This is a genomic window from Streptomyces griseicoloratus (assembly GCF_014534645.1).
Lineage (GTDB): Bacteria > Actinomycetota > Actinomycetes > Streptomycetales > Streptomycetaceae > Streptomyces > Streptomyces griseicoloratus.
This window is the reverse complement of sequence record NZ_JACVQF010000221.1, coordinates 1-20,601: the sequence shown is the minus strand read 5'-3', so window position 1 is coordinate 20,601 and position 20,601 is coordinate 1. Positions and strand designations below refer to the sequence as shown.

Genomic DNA, 20,601 nt, shown 5'->3' with positions numbered 1-20,601 from the left:
GGACCGGGCGGACGGACGCGCGAAGGGGCGGACCGGTGCAGGTCCGCCCCTCAACGACCCGGAGGCAGTGGCTACTTGACGGCGCCCGCCATCACGCCGGAGACGAACTGCCGCTGGAACGCGAAGAACACGGCCAGCGGAATGACCATGGAGATGAACGCGCCCGGCGCCAGCACGTCGATGTTGTTGCCGAACTGGCGCACCTGCGTCTGCAGCGCGACCGTGATCGGCTGGCTCCCGGAGTCCGAGAAGATCAGCGCGACCAGCATGTCGTTCCACACCCACAGGAACTGGAAGATGCCGAGGCTCGCGATCGCGGGCCCGCCGAGCGGCATCACGACCCGGGCGAACAGCCGCAGTTCGCCGGCCCCGTCGAGCCGGGCCGCCTCCAGCAGCTCCCTCGGGATCTCCGCGAAGAAGTTCCGCAGCAGGAACACCGCGAACGGCAGGCCGAAGCCGACGTGGAACAGGATCACGCCGAGGATCGAGCCGAACAGGCCGATCTCGCCGAAGAGTTCGGCGATCGGGATCAGCGCCACCTGCACCGGCACCACGAGCAGCCCGACGACGCCGAGGAACCACCAGTCGCGGCCCGGGAACTCCATCCACGCGAACGCGTACCCCGCGAGGGAGCCGATGACGACGACGAGGACCGTCGCCGGGACCGTGATCAGTACGGTGTTGACCAGGGACGTCGTGATGTCGTCGTTCTTCAGCAGCTCCTCGTAGGCGCCGAAGGTGAGCCGGGAGGGCTCGGTGAAGACCTTCCACCAGCCGCTCGCCGCCATGTCCTCGGGCGTGCGCAGCGAGGACAGCAGCAGGCCGATCGTGGGGACCAGCCAGAACAGGCCCACGACGATCAGGAAAACCCGGACCAGACCGCCGCTGACGCCCTCGGCGAGCCGCGAGCCCAGCGACCGCCGCCCGGCCCCGGCGGTCCCGGCGCGGGGTTCCGGCGCCGCCTTGGTGAGAGAGCTCGCGTCCGCGGTCATCGCCGCACCTCCCGCCTGAGCCTGCGGATGTTGAACCACATCACCGGGATGACCAGAAGGAGCAGGAACACCGAGATGGCGCTGGCGACGCCCGGCCGGTCCTCGGAGAAGCCCTTGCGGTACAGCTCCAGGGCGAGCACGTTCGCGTCGTCCTGGGAGGAGCCGGGGGCGATGATGAAGACCAGGTCGAAGATCTTCAGCACATTGATCATCAGGGTGACGGTCACGACCGCGAGGACCGGCGCCAGCAGGGGCACCGTGACCCTCCTGAACACCTGCCACTCGTTGGCCCCGTCGACGCGCGCGGCCTCCAGCAGCTCCCGGGGCACGCCCGCCAGACCGGCCGCGATCAGCACCATGGCGAAGCCCGCCCACATCCACACGTACGAGCCGATGATCGCCGGCGTGACGAGCGACGGGCCGAGCCAGTCCAGGCCGTTGTACGGCTCCTTGAAGTTGTCGGCGGGGAGCCTGAGCTGCGCCCCGTCGGCCGCGGCCGGCAGCGTGAACGTGCCGTCTCCGGCGGCCGTGGTGGACGCCACGACCTTGCCGTCCTTCACCGCCTCGATCTTCATGCCGGCGTAGCCCAGCTCGGAGGCGTCGACCCCGCCCAGCTTGCCGACGCCCTTGCCGCGGGTGAAGTCCTGCCAGGTGGTGCCGGTGATCTTGCCGTCCTCCGGCCGCGCGGCCACGGCCCGCTCCGCGTCGTCCGGCATCAGGTCGGGGGCCACGCCGACCAGCGGCAGGGTGACGACCTGGCCGGTGCGGACGGGCTCCTTGGTGATGAACGCGCCCCCGCCGGCGGCCCGCAGCGGCGACTCGCGCCCCGGGTGCGCCTTCGGGAACGCCGACGACTGGGCGAAGGTGTCGTGCACGCCGACCCACACGGCGTTCGCGACGCCCTTGTCCGGGTCCTGGTCGTACACCAGGCGGAAGATGATGCCGGCGGCCAGCATCGAGATCGCCATCGGCATGAAGACGACCAGCTTGAACGCCGTGCCCCAGCGCACCCGTTCGGTGAGCACCGCGAAGATCAGCCCGAGCGCGGTGGCGACCGTCGGCGCGAACACCACCCAGATGACGTTGTTCTTCAGGGCGGTGCGGATGCCGTCGTCGGTGAACAGGGCCCGGTAGTTGTCGAATCCGGCGAATCCGTCGCCGGACTGGTCGTAGAAGCTGCGGACCAGCGAGTACCCGATCGGGTAGACCACGAGCGCGCCGAGCAGGACCAGGGCGGGCAGCAGGAACAGGGCCGCCACGGCCTTGCGGGTGCCGGTCACGCTCCTGCGCGACTTGGGAGCGGCAGGGGCCGACGGGGCCCCTGCCGCGCTGGCCGGCGTCATCCGTCAGCCCCCGTAGGCGGCGGCCGCGTCCGCCTCCAGCTTCGCCTGCGTGCCCGCGATGTCCTCCGGGTTCTTCAGGAAGTCCTGCAGCGCCTTCCACTCGCCCTTGCCGGGCGTGCCGCCGAAGGCCTGCGGGGCCTGGTCGGACATGTCGAAGCGGAAGTCGTCGCCGGCCGCGAGCAGCGCCTCGGCCATCTTGCGCTGCACGTCGTTCGGGTACGCCGACGTGTCCACGTTCTTGTTCGGCGAGAGGTAGCCGCCGAGCTTCGCGTGGACCGTCGCCGCGTCCGGCGAGGCCAGGAAGGTGGCCAGGGCCTGCGCGGCCTTGGAGTCCTTCAGGATGACGGCCGCGTCGCCGCCGGAGACCACCGGCGCGGTGTCACCGACGGCCGGGAACGGGAACACCTTCGCGTCCGTGCCGACCTTCGCCTTCGTCTCCCCGATGTTGACCTGTACGAAGTCGCCCTCGAAGACCATGCCCGCCTTGGGCTGGTCGCCGCCCGTGAAGGTCTGCGTCACCGAGGCCGGGAACTCCGTCTGGAGCGCGCCCTTCGCGCCGCCCGCGACGTAGTCCTTCTTGCCCCAGACCTCCGCGAGGGTCGTCAGGGCGTCCTTCACGGACGGGTCCGTCCACTTGATCTCGTGCTTGGCCAGCTGGTCGTACTTCTCGGGGCCCGCCTGCGAGAGGTAGATGTTCTCGAACCAGTCGGTGAGGGTCCAGCCGTCCGCGCCGCCGACGGAGAACGGCGTGACGCCGGAGTCGTAGACGGTCTGCGCGGTCGTCAGCAGGTCGTCCCACGTCTTCGGCTCGGTGGCGCCCGCGTTCTCGAAGACCTGGGCGTTGTACCAGATCAGCGACTTGTTGGCGGCCTTGTAGTAGACGCCGTAGCTCTTGCCGCCGACCTTGCCGATGTCCTGCCAGCCCTGCGAGTAGTTCTCGCTCAGCTCCGCCTGGGCCTCGGCGCCGAGCGGTTTGGCCCAGCCCTTGTCGACGGCCTGCTTGATGGCGCCGGGCTGGGGGAGCATCGCCACGTCCGGCGGCTGTCCGCCGGCGATCTTCGAGCCGAGGAAGTTGATGATCGGGTCCTGGGCGGGCACGAAGGTCACCTTGGCGCCCGTGCGCTTCTCGAACTCGGCGAGGACCTGCTTGAAGTTCTTCTGTTCGGCACCGGTCCAGACGGCGGCGACCGACAGGCTCTCGCCGTCCAGCTTGGGGAGGGTGACCGAGGCGGCCGTCTCCTTGTCGCCGCTGCCGCTGCCGCCGTTGGCGTCCTTGTCGTCGTCGCCGCCGCACGCGGTGAGCGAGAGCGCGAGTGCTCCCGCTGCGACGGTGGCCGCGGCCCTGATCCGCACGGCCCTGCGTGTCCGGATGGTGGTGCTGCTCGTGCTGCGCATCACTGCCCCGTTCTTCGTTGCTCGTCGAACGATCGGCGCTGTCCCGTGCGGTCTGGTGTACGCCAGGGGGTGGGGGGCGGCAAGAGTGCGTCCCGTGTAAAGCCAAAGATCGTGACCGCGTCGTGACTCGCCGCCATAGCTGCGGGCAGTCGTGCCGCTGGGGCGGCACGGGTGGGCGCAGCGGCACCCCGCCAGCGCCGGGCCGCGCGACCCACCCCCGGCCCGCACCGACGCCGGGCAACTCGTCGGCGCCGGACCAGGCAACCAACCCCCGGCCCGCACCCACGCCCCGCCCTACAAGAGCGACGGCACCTCCGCCGCCGAAACCTCCCGCGCCGCCCGCTCCAACGCGCTCGCCAACAACGCCAGATCCGTCGGCCCGTTCCCCAACTCCCGCACGGGCCGCCGGGCCGGCGGATCCCCCATCCGCTGCCACTCCACCGGCACCACCGTGGGCCGCAGCGTCGCCGTCCGCGGAATGCGTCCGGTGACCCGACCGCCCTGGAACACCACGGACCGCCCGTCCGCACCGGCCAACCGCCCCCGCCCCGGCGCCGGTTCGTCCGCCCCCGGCGCCGACGTGTCGAGCGTGACCCGCAGCGCGGCCCGGCGGGCCGGTTCCGTCTGGGCCGTACGGCCCCCGGGCCCGGCGGCGGCCACGAGGTGCACCCCGAGCCGCTCGCCCTCCCGCGCGACGGCCTCCAGCGCACGCATCACCGAGCCCGCCGCGGGCCGCCCGGGCGATCCGAGCGGGGGAGTGACGAGCGCGTCCAGGTCGTCCACCACCACGACCAGCCGCGGCAGCGGAGGCGCGGCCTCGGCCCTGCGGCCGCCCGCCCCCGGCCGCAGCCGCAGGGTCGAACTGGGCGGGGCTTCGAGATCCCCCGCGTCGGGCCCGGCGGCCGCCGTCCGCGGGGCCGGGGCGCCGCCCGGGACCGCCGTGCGCTGGGCGACCAGTCGGCCCGACACCTCGCGCCCGGTGTGCCACTCGGCGAAGTCCGACCGGCCCAGCAGCTCGGCGCGCCGCTTCAGCTCCGCGCTCAGCGACTGGGCGAACTCCCGCATGCGCACGGGGTCGTTGGCGGTGAGATGGGTGGTGACATGCGGTACGTCCGTGCAGACGCGCAGTCCCTCGCCGTGCCCGCCTCCCCCAGAGGGGGTACCCCCAGCGCCCACGCTGTCCCGGCCGTCCATCAGGACGATGCCGAGGCGGTCGGGGCGCTCGGCCGAGGCCAGCGAGGCGACGACCGCGCGCAGCAGTTCCGTACGGCCGCTGCCGGGCGGCCCCTCGATCAGCAGGTGCGGTCCCTCGGCCGCGAGGTCCACCGCGACCGGGCCGCGGGGCCCGGCGCCCAGCACGGCGTGCGCCCGGCCGCCCAGCGCCCCGGTGTCGTCGGCCGCGTCCGCCCAGCGGGCCATCAGGGACGCCGGGGTGGCGCGGGCCAGGCCCAGCTCGTCGAGGAGCCGGGCCGCCTGGGGCAGCGGCGCCGACACGCGGGCGGGCCGCTCGCCGGCCTGACCGTCCGCGCGCAGGGGCGCCAGGGCCCGGGCGAACCGCTCCGCCCACGCCGCGGAGACGGCGTCCACGGTGCCGAGCGTGCCGTGGCCGACGGGACCGCTCGGGGACGCGCCCGAGCGCGCGACGCGCAGCAGCCGCAGGGCCGTCGCCACGTCCCCGCTGAGCAGCGCGACGGCACCGCACTCGCCGAACACCGGCGACACCGCGCAGGCCGCCTCGTAGGTCTCCGTCACCGGCGACATCGGGGAGGCGGCCGGCGTCTCGGCGAGGCACACCACGTGGATGCCGGCCCGCGGGCCCTCCTGGGCCAGCCTCGCCACCGCCTCGCGCACGTCGGCGCCGCCGGGGTCCCCGTCGACGACGACCACGCTGTACGGCCCGGCGAAGCCGTCCGCCGGGTCGGTCCCGTCGTCCGGGCGCGCCCAGGAGGGCCGCCGGGCGGCGTCCACGCCTTCCGGGGCGGGTTCTCCCGCGCCGCCCCGGCCGTACCGCACGTCGTGGGCGGAAGCCGTCGGCTGTGCCGGTATCGCCCGGGCGGGCGCCTGCGGCCGTGCCCCGGTCATCGCGTCCGCCAGGTGGTCCTCCAGACGCCGCAGGAGCTCCTGGGCGCGGGCCATGGCCTGCTCGCGGTCGTAGGCGAGCAGCAGACGGCAGTCCTGGCCGTGTCCCGGGCGCAGGTGCGGCAGCCAGCCCAGCCAGGACCACTCGGCGGTCCGCTCCGCCACCGGACGGGAGCGGTCCGCACTGATCAGGACGATCTCCAGCACCCCGGGCGAGTGCAGTGCGGCGAGCTGGGCGAGGACCGCGCGGGCCAGTCCGGCGAGCCGCGCGCGCGGGCCCGCCAGTCCGAGCGCCCCGACCTCGCGCAGTCCGGCGGTCACCGGCACCGCGGGGAGCGGGGCCGAGCCGCCGGGCACCATCCGGTCGGCCGTGCCCAGCCGCACGGCGAGCGCCTCGGGGTGTCCCGGCGCGCGCTCCCACAGCCGCGTCCCGGGGCCCAGCGCCGTCAGCAGCAGGGCGGCGGGGTCCGGCCAGGTCTCCGGTGCCGGGGAGCCACCGGCGGGGGTCACGGCCGCAGGGCCGGCGGCGTCCTCGTCGTACGCCCCGGGCGCGGCCGGGGACTGCGCGCCGCGACCGCCGGCCAGCCGCCGGGCCCACGCGCCGAGCCCTCCGCGCCGGCGCGCGCCCTGCGGCAGGTCGGTGCCCCGCAGCGGTGTGCCCTTGCGCGTCGGACCGTCCGCGGCGGGGCTGTGGGCGGCACCGCCGAACGTGCCGGTGCCGGTGTGGGTGGGACCCTCGCCGGGGAGCGGTCGCGGCGCGGCGGCGAGCGGTGTCGTGGACGGCGCGTCGGCCGCGGGCGCGGCGCCGTGGTTCTCGATGCGCGGCGCCCCGCCCTGTCCCGGCACCACGGAGGGTCCGGCCGGTCCGCGCGCCGCGGCGCCGGCCGGACCCATGCCGTGGCCCGCCGTGCCGTAGGCCCGGTGGGTGCGCTCGGCGGGGCCGTCCGCCCCGTCGGCCACGCGCGCGTGCGCCACCTCGTCCCCGTCCGCCGCCGCGGCGGGCAGCCGTACGTGCCCCTCCCCGTCCGGCATCGTCTCCAGACACCTCTCCGCCCCCGGGGCCGGGACCAGGCGCAGCGCCGACTCACCGATCCGCAGCAGCGCCCCCGCCGCGAAGCGGACGGGGCGCGTGCCCACGGGGGTGCCGTCCAGCGTGGTGCCGTTGGTGGAGCCGAGGTCGGCGACCGAGACGCGGCCGTCCGTGGCGACGGTCACGGCGCAGTGGATCCGGGAGACGTCCGGGTCGTCGAGCGCGACGTCGGCGTCGGCGGAGCGGCCGAGCTGTATCTGCCCGCCGTGCAGCAGGTGGACCCCGCCCGCGTCGGGCCCGGCGACCACGTGGAGCTGGGCCGGGGCGCCGGCCGGATCGGTGTGCGGGTCGGGCTCGCCGGGGGCGCCCAGGGACAGCACCGCGCCGTCGATCAGCGGGGGCTCGCCCAGGGTGCAGCGCTGGGCGTCGAGCCGCTGCGCGCCGGCGTACAGCACGACCGGGCCGGTGCCCTGGGCGTCGGCGCCGGGGACCGCCGCGGCCAGCGCGGAGGCGACCGCGGCCAGTGCCGTGCCCGCGGGCGCCGTGACCAGCACGTCGCAGCTCACGGCGCGGGCCCGCGCCGGCGGGGCGGACGGGCCCAGCGGGTCTACGACGGTCAGCCGGATCTGCATCGCCGTCAGCGGTCCCTTCGCGCGGGCGCCCGCGCGCCGGGGTCGAAGCCACTCTCCGCGGTCCCCCACCGCGGACTTCCCCCACCGCCACACGAGCACGTCGGCCAGTACTGGAGGCATCCTCGCACCTGCCACCGACAACGTGCCCGCCGCCCGCCGCCAAATGATCTTGATTGGTCGGCTCTGCCCGCAAAAATGCCTGACCGGTGATGCGTGGCTGACCGAATGGTGACCGCTTGAGATCCGTCACGTTCGAGTGCGGCAACCAACGGACCGGGTCGAGCGTCTTTCCTGCGAACACGTACCGGAACGCGTTCCCGTACTTTGTCCCGGAAGAACGACAGCCCGGTGCCGCGCCCCACGGCACTACAGTGGGTCGGAAACAGTGGGTCGGAACAGTCAGCAAGCAACAGGGAGCGCATGACGTGCGGCCGGTAGGCAGCAAGTACCTCCTCGAGGAGCCGCTCGGTCGCGGCGCCACGGGGACCGTCTGGCGAGCCCGCCAGCGGGAGACCGCGGGCGCCGAGGCGGCCGTACCCGGACAGCCCGGCGAGACCGTCGCGATCAAGGTCCTCAAGGAGGAGCTCGCGAACGACGCCGACGTCGTGATGCGCTTCCTGCGGGAGCGCTCCGTCCTGCTCCGGCTGACCCACCCCAACATCGTCCGGGTCCGCGACCTGGTCGTCGAGGGCGATCTGCTGGCGCTGGTCATGGACCTCGTCGACGGCCCCGACCTGCACCGCTACCTGCGCGAGAACGGCCCCTTCACGCCCGTCGCGGCCGCGCTGCTCACCGCCCAGATCGCCGACGCGCTCGCCGCCAGCCACGCCGACGGCGTCGTCCACCGCGACCTGAAGCCGGCCAACGTCCTGCTCCGGCAGGACGGCGGCGAGATGCACCCGATGCTCACCGACTTCGGCATCGCCCGCCTCGCCGACTCGCCCGGTCTCACCCGCACCCACGAGTTCGTCGGCACGCCCGCGTACGTGGCGCCCGAGTCCGCCGAGGGCCGCCCGCAGACCTCCGCCGTCGACGTCTACGGCGCCGGCATCCTGCTGTACGAGCTGGTCACCGGCCGCCCGCCGTTCTCCGGCAGCTCCGCCCTCGAAGTCCTCCACCAGCACCTGAGCGCCGAGCCGCGCCGCCCCTCCACCGTCCCCGAACCCCTGTGGACGGTCATAGAGCGCTGCCTGCGCAAGAACCCCGACGAGCGGCCCAGCGCCGAGAACCTCGCCCGGGGCCTGCGCGTCGTCGCCGAGGGCATCGGCGTGCACGCGAACAGCGCGCAGATCGGCGCCGCCGAGAACGTCGGCGCGCTCCTCGCCCCCGACCCGGCCCCCGCGCCGGTGCCGGGCGCACCCGGCGCCGCCGACCCGACCCAGGTCCTGCCGCAGAACCCGAACGGCGCCTACGACCCCAACGCCGCGACCAGCGTCCTGCCGCACACCGGCGGCCCCGCGGGCGCCGCCGACCCCACCGCCGTCCTGCCGAACCGCGGCGCGGCCGACCCGACCGCCGTCATGCCGCCGGTGCCCCCGGGGCAGCCGGGCGGACCGGGACAGGGCGGGCAGAGCGGCGGCCCCGAGGACCCGCACCCCTGGCAGAACCAGCTGCGCGCCGCCCGCGACCGCAACGAGCAGACGCAGATCCAGTACCTCGACCCTAACGAGGACCCGCTGCGCCGCCGCCCCCAGCGCCAGGTCGCCCGGCCGCAGCAGCAGCCCCGCCCCCAGCAGCGTCCCCAGCCCCAGCAGGGCCACGGCTACCCGCCGCAGCCCCAGCCGCAGCGGTACGCCGCACCGCAGCCCCAGCAACCCCAGCAGCCGCCCCAGCGGTACGCCCCGCCCGCCCCGCCGGAGCCCCAGCGGCCCCGGCGCGAGCCGAGGCAGCCGCGGCAGCGCAGCGCCAACCCGATGAGGATCCCCGGGCTCGGCTGCCTGAAGGGATGCCTCTTCACGCTCGTCATCCTGTTCGTGGCCGGCTGGCTGATCTGGGAGCTGAGCCCGCTCCAGGACTGGATCGGCACGGGCAAGGGCTACTGGGACCAGCTCACCGACTGGTTCGACACCGTCACGGGGTGGATCGGGGACCTGGGCGGCGGCTCGGGCGGCAACTGAGCCACCGGCGGCAGCCGAGCCGCCGGCGGGCCGCGGCCCCGCGTCTTCGGCGGGTTTCCTCGTGAGTCGGGGGATTTGTCGACAACCGGCGGGGGATTTCCGCCTCCCCGGTGAAGGCCGGCTCGGCGGACGCGTAGTTTTAGCGACAACACGCGTCGGTAGGAGCAGTCTTGGCACGGAAGATCGGCAGCCGGTACACCGCCCACCAGATCCTCGGGCGGGGCAGCGCCGGCACGGTGTGGCTGGGCGAGGGACCCGAGGGCCCCGTCGCGATCAAGCTGCTGCGCGAGGACCTCGCGTCCGACCAGGAGCTCGTCGGACGCTTCGTGCAGGAGCGCACGGCCCTGCTGGGCCTGGAGCACCCCCACGTCGTCTCCGTGCGCGACCTCGTGGTCGACGGCAACGACCTGGCCCTGGTCATGGACCTGGTCCGCGGTACGGACCTGCGCACCCGCCTCGACCGCGAACGGCGCCTGGCGCCCGAGGCCGCGGTGGCCGTCGTCGCCGACGTCGCGGACGGCCTGGCCGCCGCGCACGCCGCCGGGGTCGTGCACCGCGACGTCAAGCCGGAGAACGTGCTGCTCGACATGCAGGGCCCGCTCGGACCCGGCGGCTCGCACCGCGCGCTGCTGACCGACTTCGGTGTGGCCAAGCTCATCGACACGCCGCGGCGCACCCGCGCCACGAAGATCATCGGAACGCCCGACTACCTGGCCCCGGAGATCGTCGAGGGCCTGCCCCCGCGGGCCGCGGTCGACATCTACGCGCTGGCCACGGTCCTGTACGAGCTGCTCGCCGGCTTCACGCCGTTCGGCGGCGGCCACCCCGGCGCCGTACTGCGCCGCCACGTCACCGAAACCGTCGTCCCCCTCCCCGGCATCCCGGACGAGCTGTGGCAGCTGATCGTGCAGTGCCTGGCCAAGGCGCCGGCCTCCCGGCTGCGCGCCTCGGAGCTGGGCGTCCGGCTGCGCGAGCTGCTGCCCCTGCTGGCGGGCATGCCGCCGCTGGACGTGGACGAGCCCGGCACCGAGCAGGCCGATGACGCGCCCGAGGAGCCCGCCGCCTCTCCCGCGCCCGCCGGGGAGCCCGTACGGCGACGAGGAGCGGTGCCGCTGGTGCCGGGCCCGAAGCCGGCCGACTCCAACCGCGACACGCACACGTCCATGCGCGTACCGGCCCCCGACGAGCTGGCCGGCGGCGCCCGCGGCACCGCCCGCGCCCCGCGCGCGACCGGGGCGCCCCGCCCGGGCTCCGCCCGCAACCGGGCCACCGCGCGCCGCCGCCGGGCGGCCCTCGGCGCGGCCGCGCTCGCCCTCGTGGCGGCGGTCGGCGTCGGTACCTGGCTGGCCACGGACGGTGACGACGAGGGCGGCGGCCCCGGGGACACGAGGAACTCGGCACCCGCGGCACCGTGAGGCGCGGCACCCCGCCCGCGACACGACCCGGCGTGGAGCGCTTGGCAGAGCCGTTACGCTGGATGCGTGGCAGTCGTCGATGTATCCGAAGAGCTGAAGTCCCTCTCCTCGACCATGGAGTCGATCGAGGCCGTTCTGGACCTCGACAGGATGAGGGCAGACATCGCCGTGCTCGAGGAGCAGGCGGCCGCGCCGTCCCTGTGGGACAACCCGGAAGAGGCGCAGAAGATCACCAGCAAGCTCTCCCACCTCCAGGCGGAGGTGCGGAAGGCCGAGGGCCTGCGCGGCCGGATCGACGATCTCGCCGTGCTCTTCGAGATGGCCGAGGAGGAGGACGACCCGGACACCCGTGCCGAGGCCGAGTCCGAGCTCGAGTCCGTCCGGAAGGCGCTGGACGAGATGGAGGTCCGCACGCTGCTCTCGGGTGAGTACGACGCCCGTGAGGCGCTCGTGAACATCCGCGCCGAGGCGGGTGGCGTGGACGCCGCCGACTTCGCCGAGAAGCTCCAGCGCATGTACCTGCGCTGGGCCGAGCAGCACGGCTACAAGACCGAGGTCTACGAGACGTCGTACGCCGAAGAGGCCGGCATCAAGTCGACCACCTTCGCCGTCCAGGTGCCGTACGCCTACGGCACCCTCTCCGTCGAGCAGGGCACGCACCGGCTCGTACGCATCTCGCCCTTCGACAACCAGGGCCGCCGCCAGACGTCCTTCGCGGGCGTCGAGGTGCTGCCCGTCGTCGAGCAGTCCGACCACGTCGACATCGACGAGTCCGACCTGCGGATCGACGTCTACCGGTCCTCCGGTCCGGGCGGTCAGGGCGTGAACACCACCGACTCCGCGGTGCGCATCACGCACCTGCCCACCGGCATCGTGGTCTCCTGTCAGAACGAGCGGTCCCAGATCCAGAACAAGGCCACCGCGATGAACGTCCTCCAGGCCAAGCTGCTGGAGCGGCGCCGCCAGGAGGAGCAGGCCAAGATGGACGCCCTCAAGGGCGACGGCGGCAACTCGTGGGGCAACCAGATGCGTTCCTACGTGCTGCACCCGTACCAGATGGTCAAGGACCTGCGGACCGAGCACGAGGTGGGCAACCCCGAGGCCGTGTTCAACGGTGAGATCGACGGTTTCCTGGAGGCCGGCATTCGCTGGCGCAAGCAGCAGGCGAAGTAACGCCGCGCGGAAACACCGCTTTGTCGACAAGGCAACTGCCGCCCCCGGGGCGGCAGTTGCCTTTCGTTTGCCGGTGATGTCCGGCTTCTACAGCACACTCACACCGATTGTCTCCGGCATACCCCCCTGTAGTCGGACATCGCGTACGCAATGACCTTGACGTTGCTTTGAAAAATGGGAAAGGTGAGGCGCGGCATGCGTATTTCTGGGGCGCATGTGAACCGGGGGGCTTCACTGCAGCTATCTCCGTCGATCACGGCCCCGAGCGCCGCCTCACTGACGATCAGCTACTGGGGGTAGCAACCATATGACCAAGAAGACGCGGATCCGTGTCGCCCGGATAGCGGCCGGTGCCGTGATCGCGGCCGGAGCCTCGCTGACCGCCGCGGGCGCCGCCTCGGCGCTCGACCTCGGTGTGAGCGCCGAGGTCGGCGGCGTCGGCGTCGGCGTCGGCGTGGGCCTCAACGGCGACGACGACCCGGAGACCCCGCCGACCACCATCCCCAGCGAGGAGCCTCCGACCGAGGAGCCCCCGACGGAGGAGCCGCCCACGGAGGAGCCCCCGACCGAGGAGCCTCCGACGGAGGAGCCGCCCACGGAGGAGCCCCCGACCGAGGAGCCGCCCACGGAGGACCCCGGCGGCCCGACGGACCCCACCGAGGAGCCGACCGAGCCGGCCGACCCCACGGAGGCCCCGGGTAACGGCAACGGCAACGGCGGCGGCAACGGTGGCGGGAACAACACCAACCCCGACGGCGGCTCCAACCCCTCCACCCAGGAGCAGGGCTCCTCGGCCCTGACCGACACCGGCGAGGAGGCCCCGGCCTCCGACGCCTCCGCCCAGGGCGGCGGCGAGGAGCTCGCCGAGACCGGTGCCGCGCAGACCACGTTCCTGCTGGTCGGCGCCGCGACGATGATCGCCGGCGGCATCGGCTTCCGCGTGCTGCCGCGCATGATGAACGGCCGTGGCGGCGCGGCTGCCTGAAGGTAGCCGCCCGCGTACGGAGCGTACTCCGGCGTACGCGCGACGCACGTAAAAGGGCCCGGAGCACACAGGCTCCGGGCCCTTCCGCGTCCCTGCCGCCCCTGAAGGGGCCCTCCACGACTCTCAGACGGTCTGGTGGGCCAGCAGCGCCACCGCCGCGACCAGGACCGCCAGCAGCGCGATCAGCGCCATCGGGTTCAGACCCGACAGGAAGTTCTCCTGCTGCAGCCGCTCGCGGTTCGCCCGGCACACGGGGCACCGGCCCTCACTGACGGGCGCCGCGCAGTTCGCGCACACCAACCGGTCGTACGTCATGCGCTCGCCCTCCTTGCAACCGGTTCTCGAAGTACAACGCTCGCGGCACCGCGAACGTTCCCCCTCCACTGTGCCAGGTTCCGAAGGCCCCTGCGCGCCCTCCCACAAGGGCCGGGGCCCGCCGCCCGCGGGGACAAAACGCGCAACTGGCGCGCAACCCCGACCGGCGACTGCGGGCCGCTCCCCGCTTCGCGTATGGTCACGCTCATCTACCCCCGGCGACCCGTGGTGCATCCGTGATCCGATTCGACAACGTCTCCAAGGTCTACCCCAAGCAGAACCGCCCAGCCCTCAGGGATGTCTCCCTGGAGGTCGAGAAGGGCGAGTTCGTCTTCCTCGTGGGGTCCTCCGGCTCCGGAAAGTCCACCTTCCTGCGGCTGATCCTCCGCGAGGAGCGGTGCAGCCACGGTCAGGTGCACGTCCTGGGCAAGGACCTCGCCCGGCTGTCCAACTGGAAGGTGCCGCAGATGCGGCGCCAGCTGGGGACCGTGTTCCAGGACTTCCGGCTGCTGCCGAACAAGACGGTGGCCGAGAACGTGGCCTTCGCACAGGAGGTCATCGGCAAGTCCCGCGGCGAGATCCGCAAGTCCGTGCCGCAGGTGCTCGACCTCGTCGGGCTCGGCGGCAAGGAGGACCGCATGCCGGGCGAGCTGTCCGGTGGTGAGCAGCAGCGCGTCGCCATCGCGCGGGCCTTCGTCAACCGGCCCAAGCTGCTGATCGCCGACGAGCCCACCGGCAACCTCGACCCGCAGACCTCCGTCGGCATCATGAAGCTGCTCGACCGCATCAACCGGACGGGCACCACCGTGGTGATGGCCACGCACGACCAGAACATCGTGGACCAGATGCGCAAGCGCGTCATCGAGCTGGAGCAGGGCCGCCTCGTCCGCGACCAGGCACGCGGCGTCTACGGCTACCAGCACTGAGACCGCAGACCGCACCGGCTTCCACGGAAAGGCTCAACCACCCGCCATGCGCGCCCAGTTCGTGCTCTCGGAGATCGGCGTCGGTCTCCGCCGCAACCTGACGATGACCTTCGCCGTCATCGTCTCCGTCGCCCTGTCCCTGGCCCTGTTCGGCGGTTCGCTGCTGATGAGCGACCAGGTCAACACCATGAAGGGCTACTGGTACGACAAGGTCAACGTCTCGGTGTTCCTCTGCAACAAGAGCGACGCCGAGTCCGACCCCAACTGCGCCAAGGGCGCGGTGACCGAGGACCAGAAGAAGCAGATCCTCGCCGACCTGGAGGAGATGTCGGTCGTCGAGAAGGTGACGCACGAGTCGCAGGACGAGGCGTACAAGCACTACAAGGAGCAGTTCGGCGACTCCCCGCTGGCCAGCTCCCTCACGCCGGACCAGATGCAGGAGTCGTACCGGATCAAGCTCAAGGACCCGGAGAAGTACCAGGTCATCGCGACCGCCTTCGACGGCCGGGACGGCGTGCAGTCCGTGCAGGACCAGAAGGGCATCCTCGACAACCTCTTCGAACTCCTCAACGGCATGAACTGGGCCGCGCGCGCGATCATGGCGCTGATGCTGGTCGTGGCGCTGATGCTGATCGTCAACACCGTGCGCGTGTCGGCGTTCAGCCGCCGTCGCGAGACCGGCATCATGCGCCTGGTCGGCGCCTCCGGCTTCTACATCCAGGCGCCGTTCATCATGGAAGCGGCCGTCGCCGGCCTCATCGGGGGTGGCGTCGCCTGCGCCTTCCTGGTGATCGCCAGATACTTCATCATCGACCACGGACTGGCCCTGTCCGAGAAGCTGAACCTGATCAACTTCATCGGCTGGGACGCCGTACTGACGAAGTTGCCGCTCATCCTGGCCACGAGCCTGCTGATGCCGGCGCTGGCGGCGTTCTTCGCGTTGCGCAAGTACCTGAAGGTGTGACGCATGCCAAGAGGGCCGAACGGTCAAGCGACCGTTCGGCCCTCTTGCGTTGTCCTAGACTCACCGTCATGTCAGGTCGTGACCTGTTCTGTCAGCCCCGCCGCGCCCGCCACGGGGCCGCCCTGACATTGGTGTTCGCCGGCGTGCTCGTCGCCGGCGCCGCCACCGGCTCGTTGCCCGGGACCGACGGCAATTCCGCGTCGGACGAGGCCCGTTCGGCCGCCCCCGCCGGGCATCACGAGGAGGTGGCCAGGGCGGCCGCCGAGGCGATGGCCGACGGAAAGTCCCCCGTGGAGGCCGCCGAACGCGCCGTCAGCCGCAGCGGGGACCGCTGGGGCGCCGTGTACTCCGCAGGGGAGTACGAGGAGTTGGAGGAGTCCCTCGACGGCCAGTACACCGGCGTGGGCCTGTCGGCGCGCCGGGGGAGCGACGGCGGCATCGAGATCACCAAGGTGCGGTCCGGCTCTCCCGCGGCCGACGCCGGGATCCGCGCGGGCGACCGGCTGCGCACCGTCGACGGCGAAGGGGTCGACGGACGCCCCGTCGCCGAGGTCGTCTCCGCCCTGCGCGGCGACGCCGTGGCCGAGCCCGCCGGCACCACCGTCCGGCTCGGCCTGGAGCGCGGCACGCGCACGTGGACCGAGACCGTGCGCCGGGTCCGGCTGACCACGGACCCGGTGAGCGTGCGCGGCACGGACGGCGGCGCCAGCGTCATCAAGGTCGCCTCCTTCACCAAGGGCGCCGGCGACCAGGTCCGCACCGCCGTGCGCCGGGCCCCGGCCGGCGCCGGGGTCGTCCTCGACCTGCGCGGCAACTCCGGCGGCCTGGTCACCGAGGCCGTCACCGCCGCCTCCGCCTTCCTCGACGGCGGCCTGGTCGCCACGTACGACGTCGACGGCGACCAGCGCGCCCTGCACGCCGAGCCCGGCGGCGACACCACCAGACCCCTGGTCGCGCTCGTCGACGGCGGCACGATGAGCGCGGCCGAACTCCTCACCGGCGCCCTGCAGGACCGCGGACGGGCGGTCGTCGTGGGCTCCCGCACCTTCGGCAAGGGCTCCGTCCAGATGCCGAGCCCGCTCCCCGACGGCTCGGTCGCCGAACTGACCGTCGGGCACTACCGCACCCCCTCCGGACGCGGCGTCGACGGCACCGGCATCAGACCCGACCTGGAGGTCGACCCCGCGGACCCGGACGCCCTGGACCGGGCGGAGACGGTGCTCAGCGGCCTGGGCCGGTAGCCGCACCGCCGGGTGCACGCCCTGGGTGAAATGGCTTTCCGCCGACCCCCTCCGTGGTGCGAAAATGGTCGGCACTATGGCTAAGGAAAAAGGGCGCAAGCTGATCGCGCAGAACAAGAAGGCGCGGCACGACTACCACATCCTCGACACCTACGAGGCCGGCCTGGTCCTCACCGGTACCGAGGTGAAGTCGCTGCGCCAGGGGAGGGCGTCGCTGGCCGACGGCTTCGTCCAGATGGACGCGCACGAGGCGTGGCTGTACAACGTCCACGTGCCCGAGTACAGCCAGGGCACCTGGACCAACCACAGCGCGCGCCGCAAGCGGAAGCTGCTGCTGCACCGCGTGGAGATCGAGAAGCTGGAGTCGAAGTCCCAGGAGACCGGTCACACGATCGTGCCCCTCGCGCTGTACTTCAAGGACGGCCGCGCCAAGGTCGAGATCGCGCTGGCACGCGGCAAGAAGGAGTACGACAAGCGCCAGACCCTGCGCGAGAAGCAGGACCGGCGCGAGGCGGAGCGGGCGATGTCGGCGATCCGGCGCAAGCAGCGGGCGTGACGCGGACCACTCCCGCGAGCCGGGAATGCCCGGGTGCGCGACCGTGTTGAACCCCGTGTCGGCACGGGGGTGAGCCCCCGGGAATACGCTGGCACGGACGTGCGTTGTTCACGTACGATGGCACTCGCACCGCAGAGCGGGTGCACGGTCCCTCTCCGGAGGGTTTGAAAAATCAACATGGGGATGATCGGTTTCGACAGCGGATGTCGAAGCAGGGGAAGCGTGTCGAGGAAGCGGCCATGATCTCGTAAACCACAGGCCGAAAAAAATAATCGCCAACACCAAGCGCGATTCCTCCCAGCAGGCCTTCGCCCTCGCTGCCTGATCTCAGGTAGCAGAGCGAGCCTCCTACTAAGGGAGTGTCAGCCCGGGGCTGTTCCCGACCCGGATCCTGGCATCAGCTAGGGAACTAAACCTCGATCCCGGTCACGGGGTGAAGAGGGAAACCAAACAGTGACTGAGCCCGTCGGAGACTTGTCCGCGTGATCTCCGGGGCCGAGAAAAGCGAAGCGGACTGCACACGGAGAAGCCCTGGTTCCACACCGTTGGACGCGGGTTCGATTCCCGCCATCTCCACAATTCCCATGTGGCCGAAGGCCCCGCCGCGCACAAGCGGCGGGGCCTTCGGCACGTCCGGCCCGGTCACGCCCCGTCACCGGTCGCCGGCCGCAGGGTGAGCAGCAGTGCCGCCGCCGCGGCCGTGAGCGGTACTCCGTACCCGGCCGTGGCCGACAGGTGTTCCACCGTCCAGCCGCCTGCCGCGCTGCCGCAGGCGATACCGCCGAGCAGGCCGGTCACCGCGAGGGTCATGCCCTCGTTCAGGCGTCCCTCGGGGGTGCGCCGCTGGACCAGCGTCATGGTGGTGACCATGGCCGGGGCGGTCGCCATCCCGGCGACCAGCAGCGTGACCGCCAGGAGCGGCAGCGAGCCGGTGAGGGAGGCCGCGAGCAGCGGCAGCGTCAGCAGGGCCGCCATCGCGGCCACGCACCACGGCAGGCGGTCCTCGGCGGCCCCGGCCGGCTTCAGCGCCCCGTACAGCAGACCCGCCGCGCACGAACCGGCCGCCTGCAGCCCGAGCACCACACCGGCGGCCGTACGGTGCCCGTTCGCGTCCGCGAACGCGATCGTGACCACCTCCATCGCCCCGAACACCCCGCCCATGGCCAGGCACACCGCCAGCAGCGGCGGGATGCCGGGAGCACGGAAGGGGGCCTTCGCGCGCGGACGCGGCCGCGCGGGCGGCTCGGTCGCCCGCTGGGCGGTGAACAGCAGCATGCCGGTCACCAGCAGCACCACGCCGACGAGCGTGCCCGCCTCCGGGAAGAACGTCGCGCTCAGGAAGGCCGCCAGCACCGGGCCCAGCATGAAGCACAGCTCGTCCGCGGCCTGCTCGAAGGAGTTCGCCGTGTGCAGCAGCCCGGCGTCGCCCTTGAGCAGATGGGCCCAGCGGGCACGGGCCATGCCGCCGGTGTTGGGCGTCGTGGCGGTGGCGGCGTACGCGGCGAACAGGGTCCAGTCGGGGGCGCCGTACCGGACGCACAGCAGCAGGGCGAGCGAGCCGAGGGCGGCGACGAGCGTGGCGGGCAGGGCCACCCGGGCCTGGCCGTGCCGGTCGACGAGCCGCGCGGTCCAGGGGGCGACCAGCGCGGTCGCCGCCAGGCCCATCGCGGTGACGGCGCCGGCGAGGGCGTACGAGCCCCGCGTACCGGCGATCATCACGACCGCGCTCACGCTGAACATGCCCATGGGCAGACGGGCGATGAGATTCCCGGCCGTGAACGCGCGGGCGCCGGGGACGGAGAGGAGACGGCGGTACGGGCCGGGCGGGCGGCGCCGGGTGCGCGGGCGGAAGTCGGCGGCGACGAGAGAGTCGCCGGTGACGGTGAGCAGAGGGGTGTGCCCGGTCGGGCGGCGCGGGGTGGTCGGCGGCATGCGCCCACCGTCCCCCGGGGGTGATCGAGGGGTCCAACACCTTCTCCGTACCCATTCACGCACGCACGTTGTAAATTCGCCGGATGCCCGCACCGAGCCACCTCGACCCGCGCCTGCTGCGGGCCTTCGTCACCGTCGCCGAGGAACTGCACTTCACGCGCGCCGCGGCCCGCCTGTACGTCGCCCAGCAGGCGCTCAGCCGGGACGTACGGCGCCTGGAGCGGGAACTGGGCGCCGAGCTGTTCGTCCGGACCACCCGGCAGGTCACGCTGACGGCCGACGGCGAACGCCTGCTGCCGTACGCGCGCCGCGCCCTGCAGGCGCAGGACGACCTGCTCGCGGCCTTCGGACAGGCCCGCCCCCTGCTCGTGGACCTCAACTCGCCGGGACTGACCACCGGGCGCCGCGTCCTGGAACTGGCCCGCCGGCTCGCGCCGGACCAGGAGCTGATGGCACGTTACGAGAGCGGCCTGACGGGCGCCGCCGCCGAACTGCTCGCCGGCCGCCTCGACGCCTCGTTCGGCCGGTTCGCGGGCCTCGCCCCGGCGTTGCGCGCGGGACTCGGCCACCAGCCGGTCCGCTACGAGCCCATGGCCGTCGTCCTGCCCGAGGACCATCCGCTGGCCGGGCTGCCGGAAGTCCCCCTCGCCGCGCTCGCCGGCGAGAGCGTGTACGCCGGGGCCGGCAACCCGCGGACGCCGGAGTGGACCGACCTCGCACATCACCTGTTCGAGGGACGGGGCATCGAAGTGGCGTCACCCGCTCCGCTGGCCGTCGGGCACGAGGAGTTCCGGCGGATCATGGACAAGACGCGTAATCCGATCCTCGCCGTGGTGGGCTTTCCGGCCATGCCGTCGACGGTGGTGCGCCCGCTGGTCGACCCCGTGCCGCTGTCGCCCGTGTCGCTGGTCTGGCGAAAGGGGCTGGTGCACCCCGCATTTGAGACGCTCCGCCGGGCCGCGGCCCGGCTCGCGGCGGAGGAGAGGTGGCTGGAGAGGCCCGCCGGAGGGTGGATTCCGGCCAGTGACGACGCTGTGATGTCGGTTCGTTAACCGACACCCGGGGACCACACATCCTCCGCGTGCGCTACATTCTTGGCCTGAGCACGGTGTGGTACAGGGGGCGCTCGAACCTGGTGGGGGCCGGTTCGGCCGACGGGTGCTCGGAGTCGTATGCGCACCCGGAACTGTCCCGTGGGGGGAAGTGCGCGCGCGTGAAGAAATGGCAGAAAGACGCCCAACCGGAGTGGCCCGTGACTGGTTCCGGGACTCATGGTCTCCCCGAGCCGAGCCAGGACGAGGACGCCACGCAGGCGATCCCGGCACCCGGAGCCTTCGCGGCCCCCGGTGAGCCCCCGACGACCGACGCGCCCCCGCAGCCGGGTCCCTACGCGGGGCGTGGTGGATTCCCCGGCTCTCATACGTTTCAGGACACCCGGAATGCCGACGTCCGCCGTGGTCCGGGTGGGGATGCGGCGGGGTCGGGGTTCCCGGGTGGTGGTCCGTT

General features: G+C 73.0%; 15 protein-coding genes and 1 other RNA gene. 10 read left to right on the top strand and 6 right to left on the bottom strand.

Translation table 11 applies throughout. The features are described from left to right. Positions 1 to 71 precede the first annotated feature (71 nt). The 4 genes from H0H10_RS29420 to H0H10_RS29405 form a co-directional block, all read right to left on the bottom strand. Positions 72 to 992: a carbohydrate ABC transporter permease gene (locus H0H10_RS29420; protein ID WP_188184174.1), complete on the bottom strand. Its 921-nt coding sequence runs from the start codon at positions 990 to 992 to the stop codon at positions 72 to 74. After that, positions 989 to 2,335, bottom strand: coding sequence for a carbohydrate ABC transporter permease (locus H0H10_RS29415; protein WP_188184173.1), 1,347 nt, complete (start codon positions 2,333 to 2,335; stop codon positions 989 to 991). Before H0H10_RS29415 ends, H0H10_RS29420 begins: the two co-directional genes overlap by 4 nt. A 3-nt stretch (positions 2,336 to 2,338) precedes the next feature. Continuing rightward, positions 2,339 to 3,730, bottom strand: a complete 1,392-nt coding sequence (locus H0H10_RS29410; RefSeq protein ID WP_188184172.1) for an ABC transporter substrate-binding protein — start codon at positions 3,728 to 3,730, stop codon at positions 2,339 to 2,341. Between the two features lie 294 nt (positions 3,731 to 4,024). Continuing rightward, the gene (locus H0H10_RS29405) at positions 4,025 to 7,471 is read right to left on the bottom strand and encodes an FHA domain-containing protein (RefSeq protein WP_188184206.1); all 3,447 of its coding nucleotides are present in this window, start codon (positions 7,469 to 7,471) and stop codon (positions 4,025 to 4,027) included. Between the two features lie 425 nt (positions 7,472 to 7,896). Here H0H10_RS29405 and H0H10_RS29400 point away from each other — a divergent pair, with 425 nt between their 5' ends. From H0H10_RS29400 to H0H10_RS29385, 4 genes are all read left to right on the top strand, one after another. Further along, the gene (locus H0H10_RS29400) at positions 7,897 to 9,588 is read left to right on the top strand and encodes a serine/threonine-protein kinase (protein WP_188184171.1); all 1,692 of its coding nucleotides are present in this window, start codon (positions 7,897 to 7,899) and stop codon (positions 9,586 to 9,588) included. Positions 9,589 to 9,758: 170 nt separating this feature from the next. Further along, positions 9,759 to 11,003: a serine/threonine-protein kinase gene (locus tag H0H10_RS29395; protein ID WP_188184170.1), complete on the top strand. Its 1,245-nt coding sequence runs from the start codon at positions 9,759 to 9,761 to the stop codon at positions 11,001 to 11,003. A gap of 66 nt (positions 11,004 to 11,069) precedes the next feature. Next, positions 11,070 to 12,176 carry a peptide chain release factor 2 gene (prfB, locus tag H0H10_RS29390; protein WP_188184169.1) on the top strand — a complete coding sequence of 369 codons (1,107 nt, stop codon included), beginning with the start codon at positions 11,070 to 11,072 and terminating at the stop codon, positions 12,174 to 12,176. Positions 12,177 to 12,483: 307 nt separating this feature from the next. After that, positions 12,484 to 13,161: a hypothetical protein gene (locus H0H10_RS29385; protein ID WP_188184168.1), complete on the top strand. Its 678-nt coding sequence runs from the start codon at positions 12,484 to 12,486 to the stop codon at positions 13,159 to 13,161. Positions 13,162 to 13,284: 123 nt separating this feature from the next. Here the strand turns inward: H0H10_RS29385 and H0H10_RS29380 are convergent, their stop codons facing one another. After that, positions 13,285 to 13,476, bottom strand: coding sequence for a hypothetical protein (locus tag H0H10_RS29380; RefSeq protein ID WP_188184167.1), 192 nt, complete (start codon positions 13,474 to 13,476; stop codon positions 13,285 to 13,287). A 236-nt stretch (positions 13,477 to 13,712) separates the two neighbouring features. On the opposite strand from H0H10_RS29380, the gene ftsE reads away from it, so the two are divergent. The 5 genes from ftsE to ssrA all read left to right on the top strand — a co-directional run bounded on the left by ftsE (position 13,713) and on the right by ssrA (position 17,742). Next, positions 13,713 to 14,402 carry a cell division ATP-binding protein FtsE gene (gene ftsE / locus H0H10_RS29375; protein ID WP_188184166.1) on the top strand — a complete coding sequence of 230 codons (690 nt, stop codon included), beginning with the start codon at positions 13,713 to 13,715 and terminating at the stop codon, positions 14,400 to 14,402. Between the two features lie 46 nt (positions 14,403 to 14,448). Beyond that, on the top strand, positions 14,449 to 15,366 hold the full coding sequence (gene ftsX, locus H0H10_RS29370) for a permease-like cell division protein FtsX (protein WP_188184165.1): 918 nt from the start codon (positions 14,449 to 14,451) through the stop codon (positions 15,364 to 15,366). 68 nt (positions 15,367 to 15,434) lie between these two features. Beyond that, positions 15,435 to 16,607, top strand: a complete 1,173-nt coding sequence (locus tag H0H10_RS29365; RefSeq protein ID WP_188184164.1) for a S41 family peptidase — start codon at positions 15,435 to 15,437, stop codon at positions 16,605 to 16,607. A 76-nt stretch (positions 16,608 to 16,683) separates the two neighbouring features. Further along, positions 16,684 to 17,163, top strand: a complete 480-nt coding sequence (gene smpB, locus H0H10_RS29360) for an SsrA-binding protein SmpB (RefSeq protein WP_188184163.1) — start codon at positions 16,684 to 16,686, stop codon at positions 17,161 to 17,163. A 179-nt stretch (positions 17,164 to 17,342) separates the two neighbouring features. Beyond that, positions 17,343 to 17,742, top strand: a transfer-messenger RNA (tmRNA) gene (ssrA, locus tag H0H10_RS29355). A 63-nt stretch (positions 17,743 to 17,805) separates the two neighbouring features. Here the strand turns inward: ssrA and H0H10_RS29350 are convergent. After that, positions 17,806 to 19,095, bottom strand: coding sequence for an MFS transporter (locus H0H10_RS29350; protein ID WP_188184162.1), 1,290 nt, complete (start codon positions 19,093 to 19,095; stop codon positions 17,806 to 17,808). An 83-nt stretch (positions 19,096 to 19,178) separates the two neighbouring features. On the opposite strand from H0H10_RS29350, the gene H0H10_RS29345 reads away from it, so the two are divergent. Beyond that, a complete protein-coding gene (locus tag H0H10_RS29345) occupies positions 19,179 to 20,147 on the top strand; it encodes a LysR family transcriptional regulator (RefSeq protein ID WP_188184161.1) in 969 nt (322 codons plus the stop codon). The last annotated feature ends 454 nt before the right edge of the window (positions 20,148 to 20,601 follow it).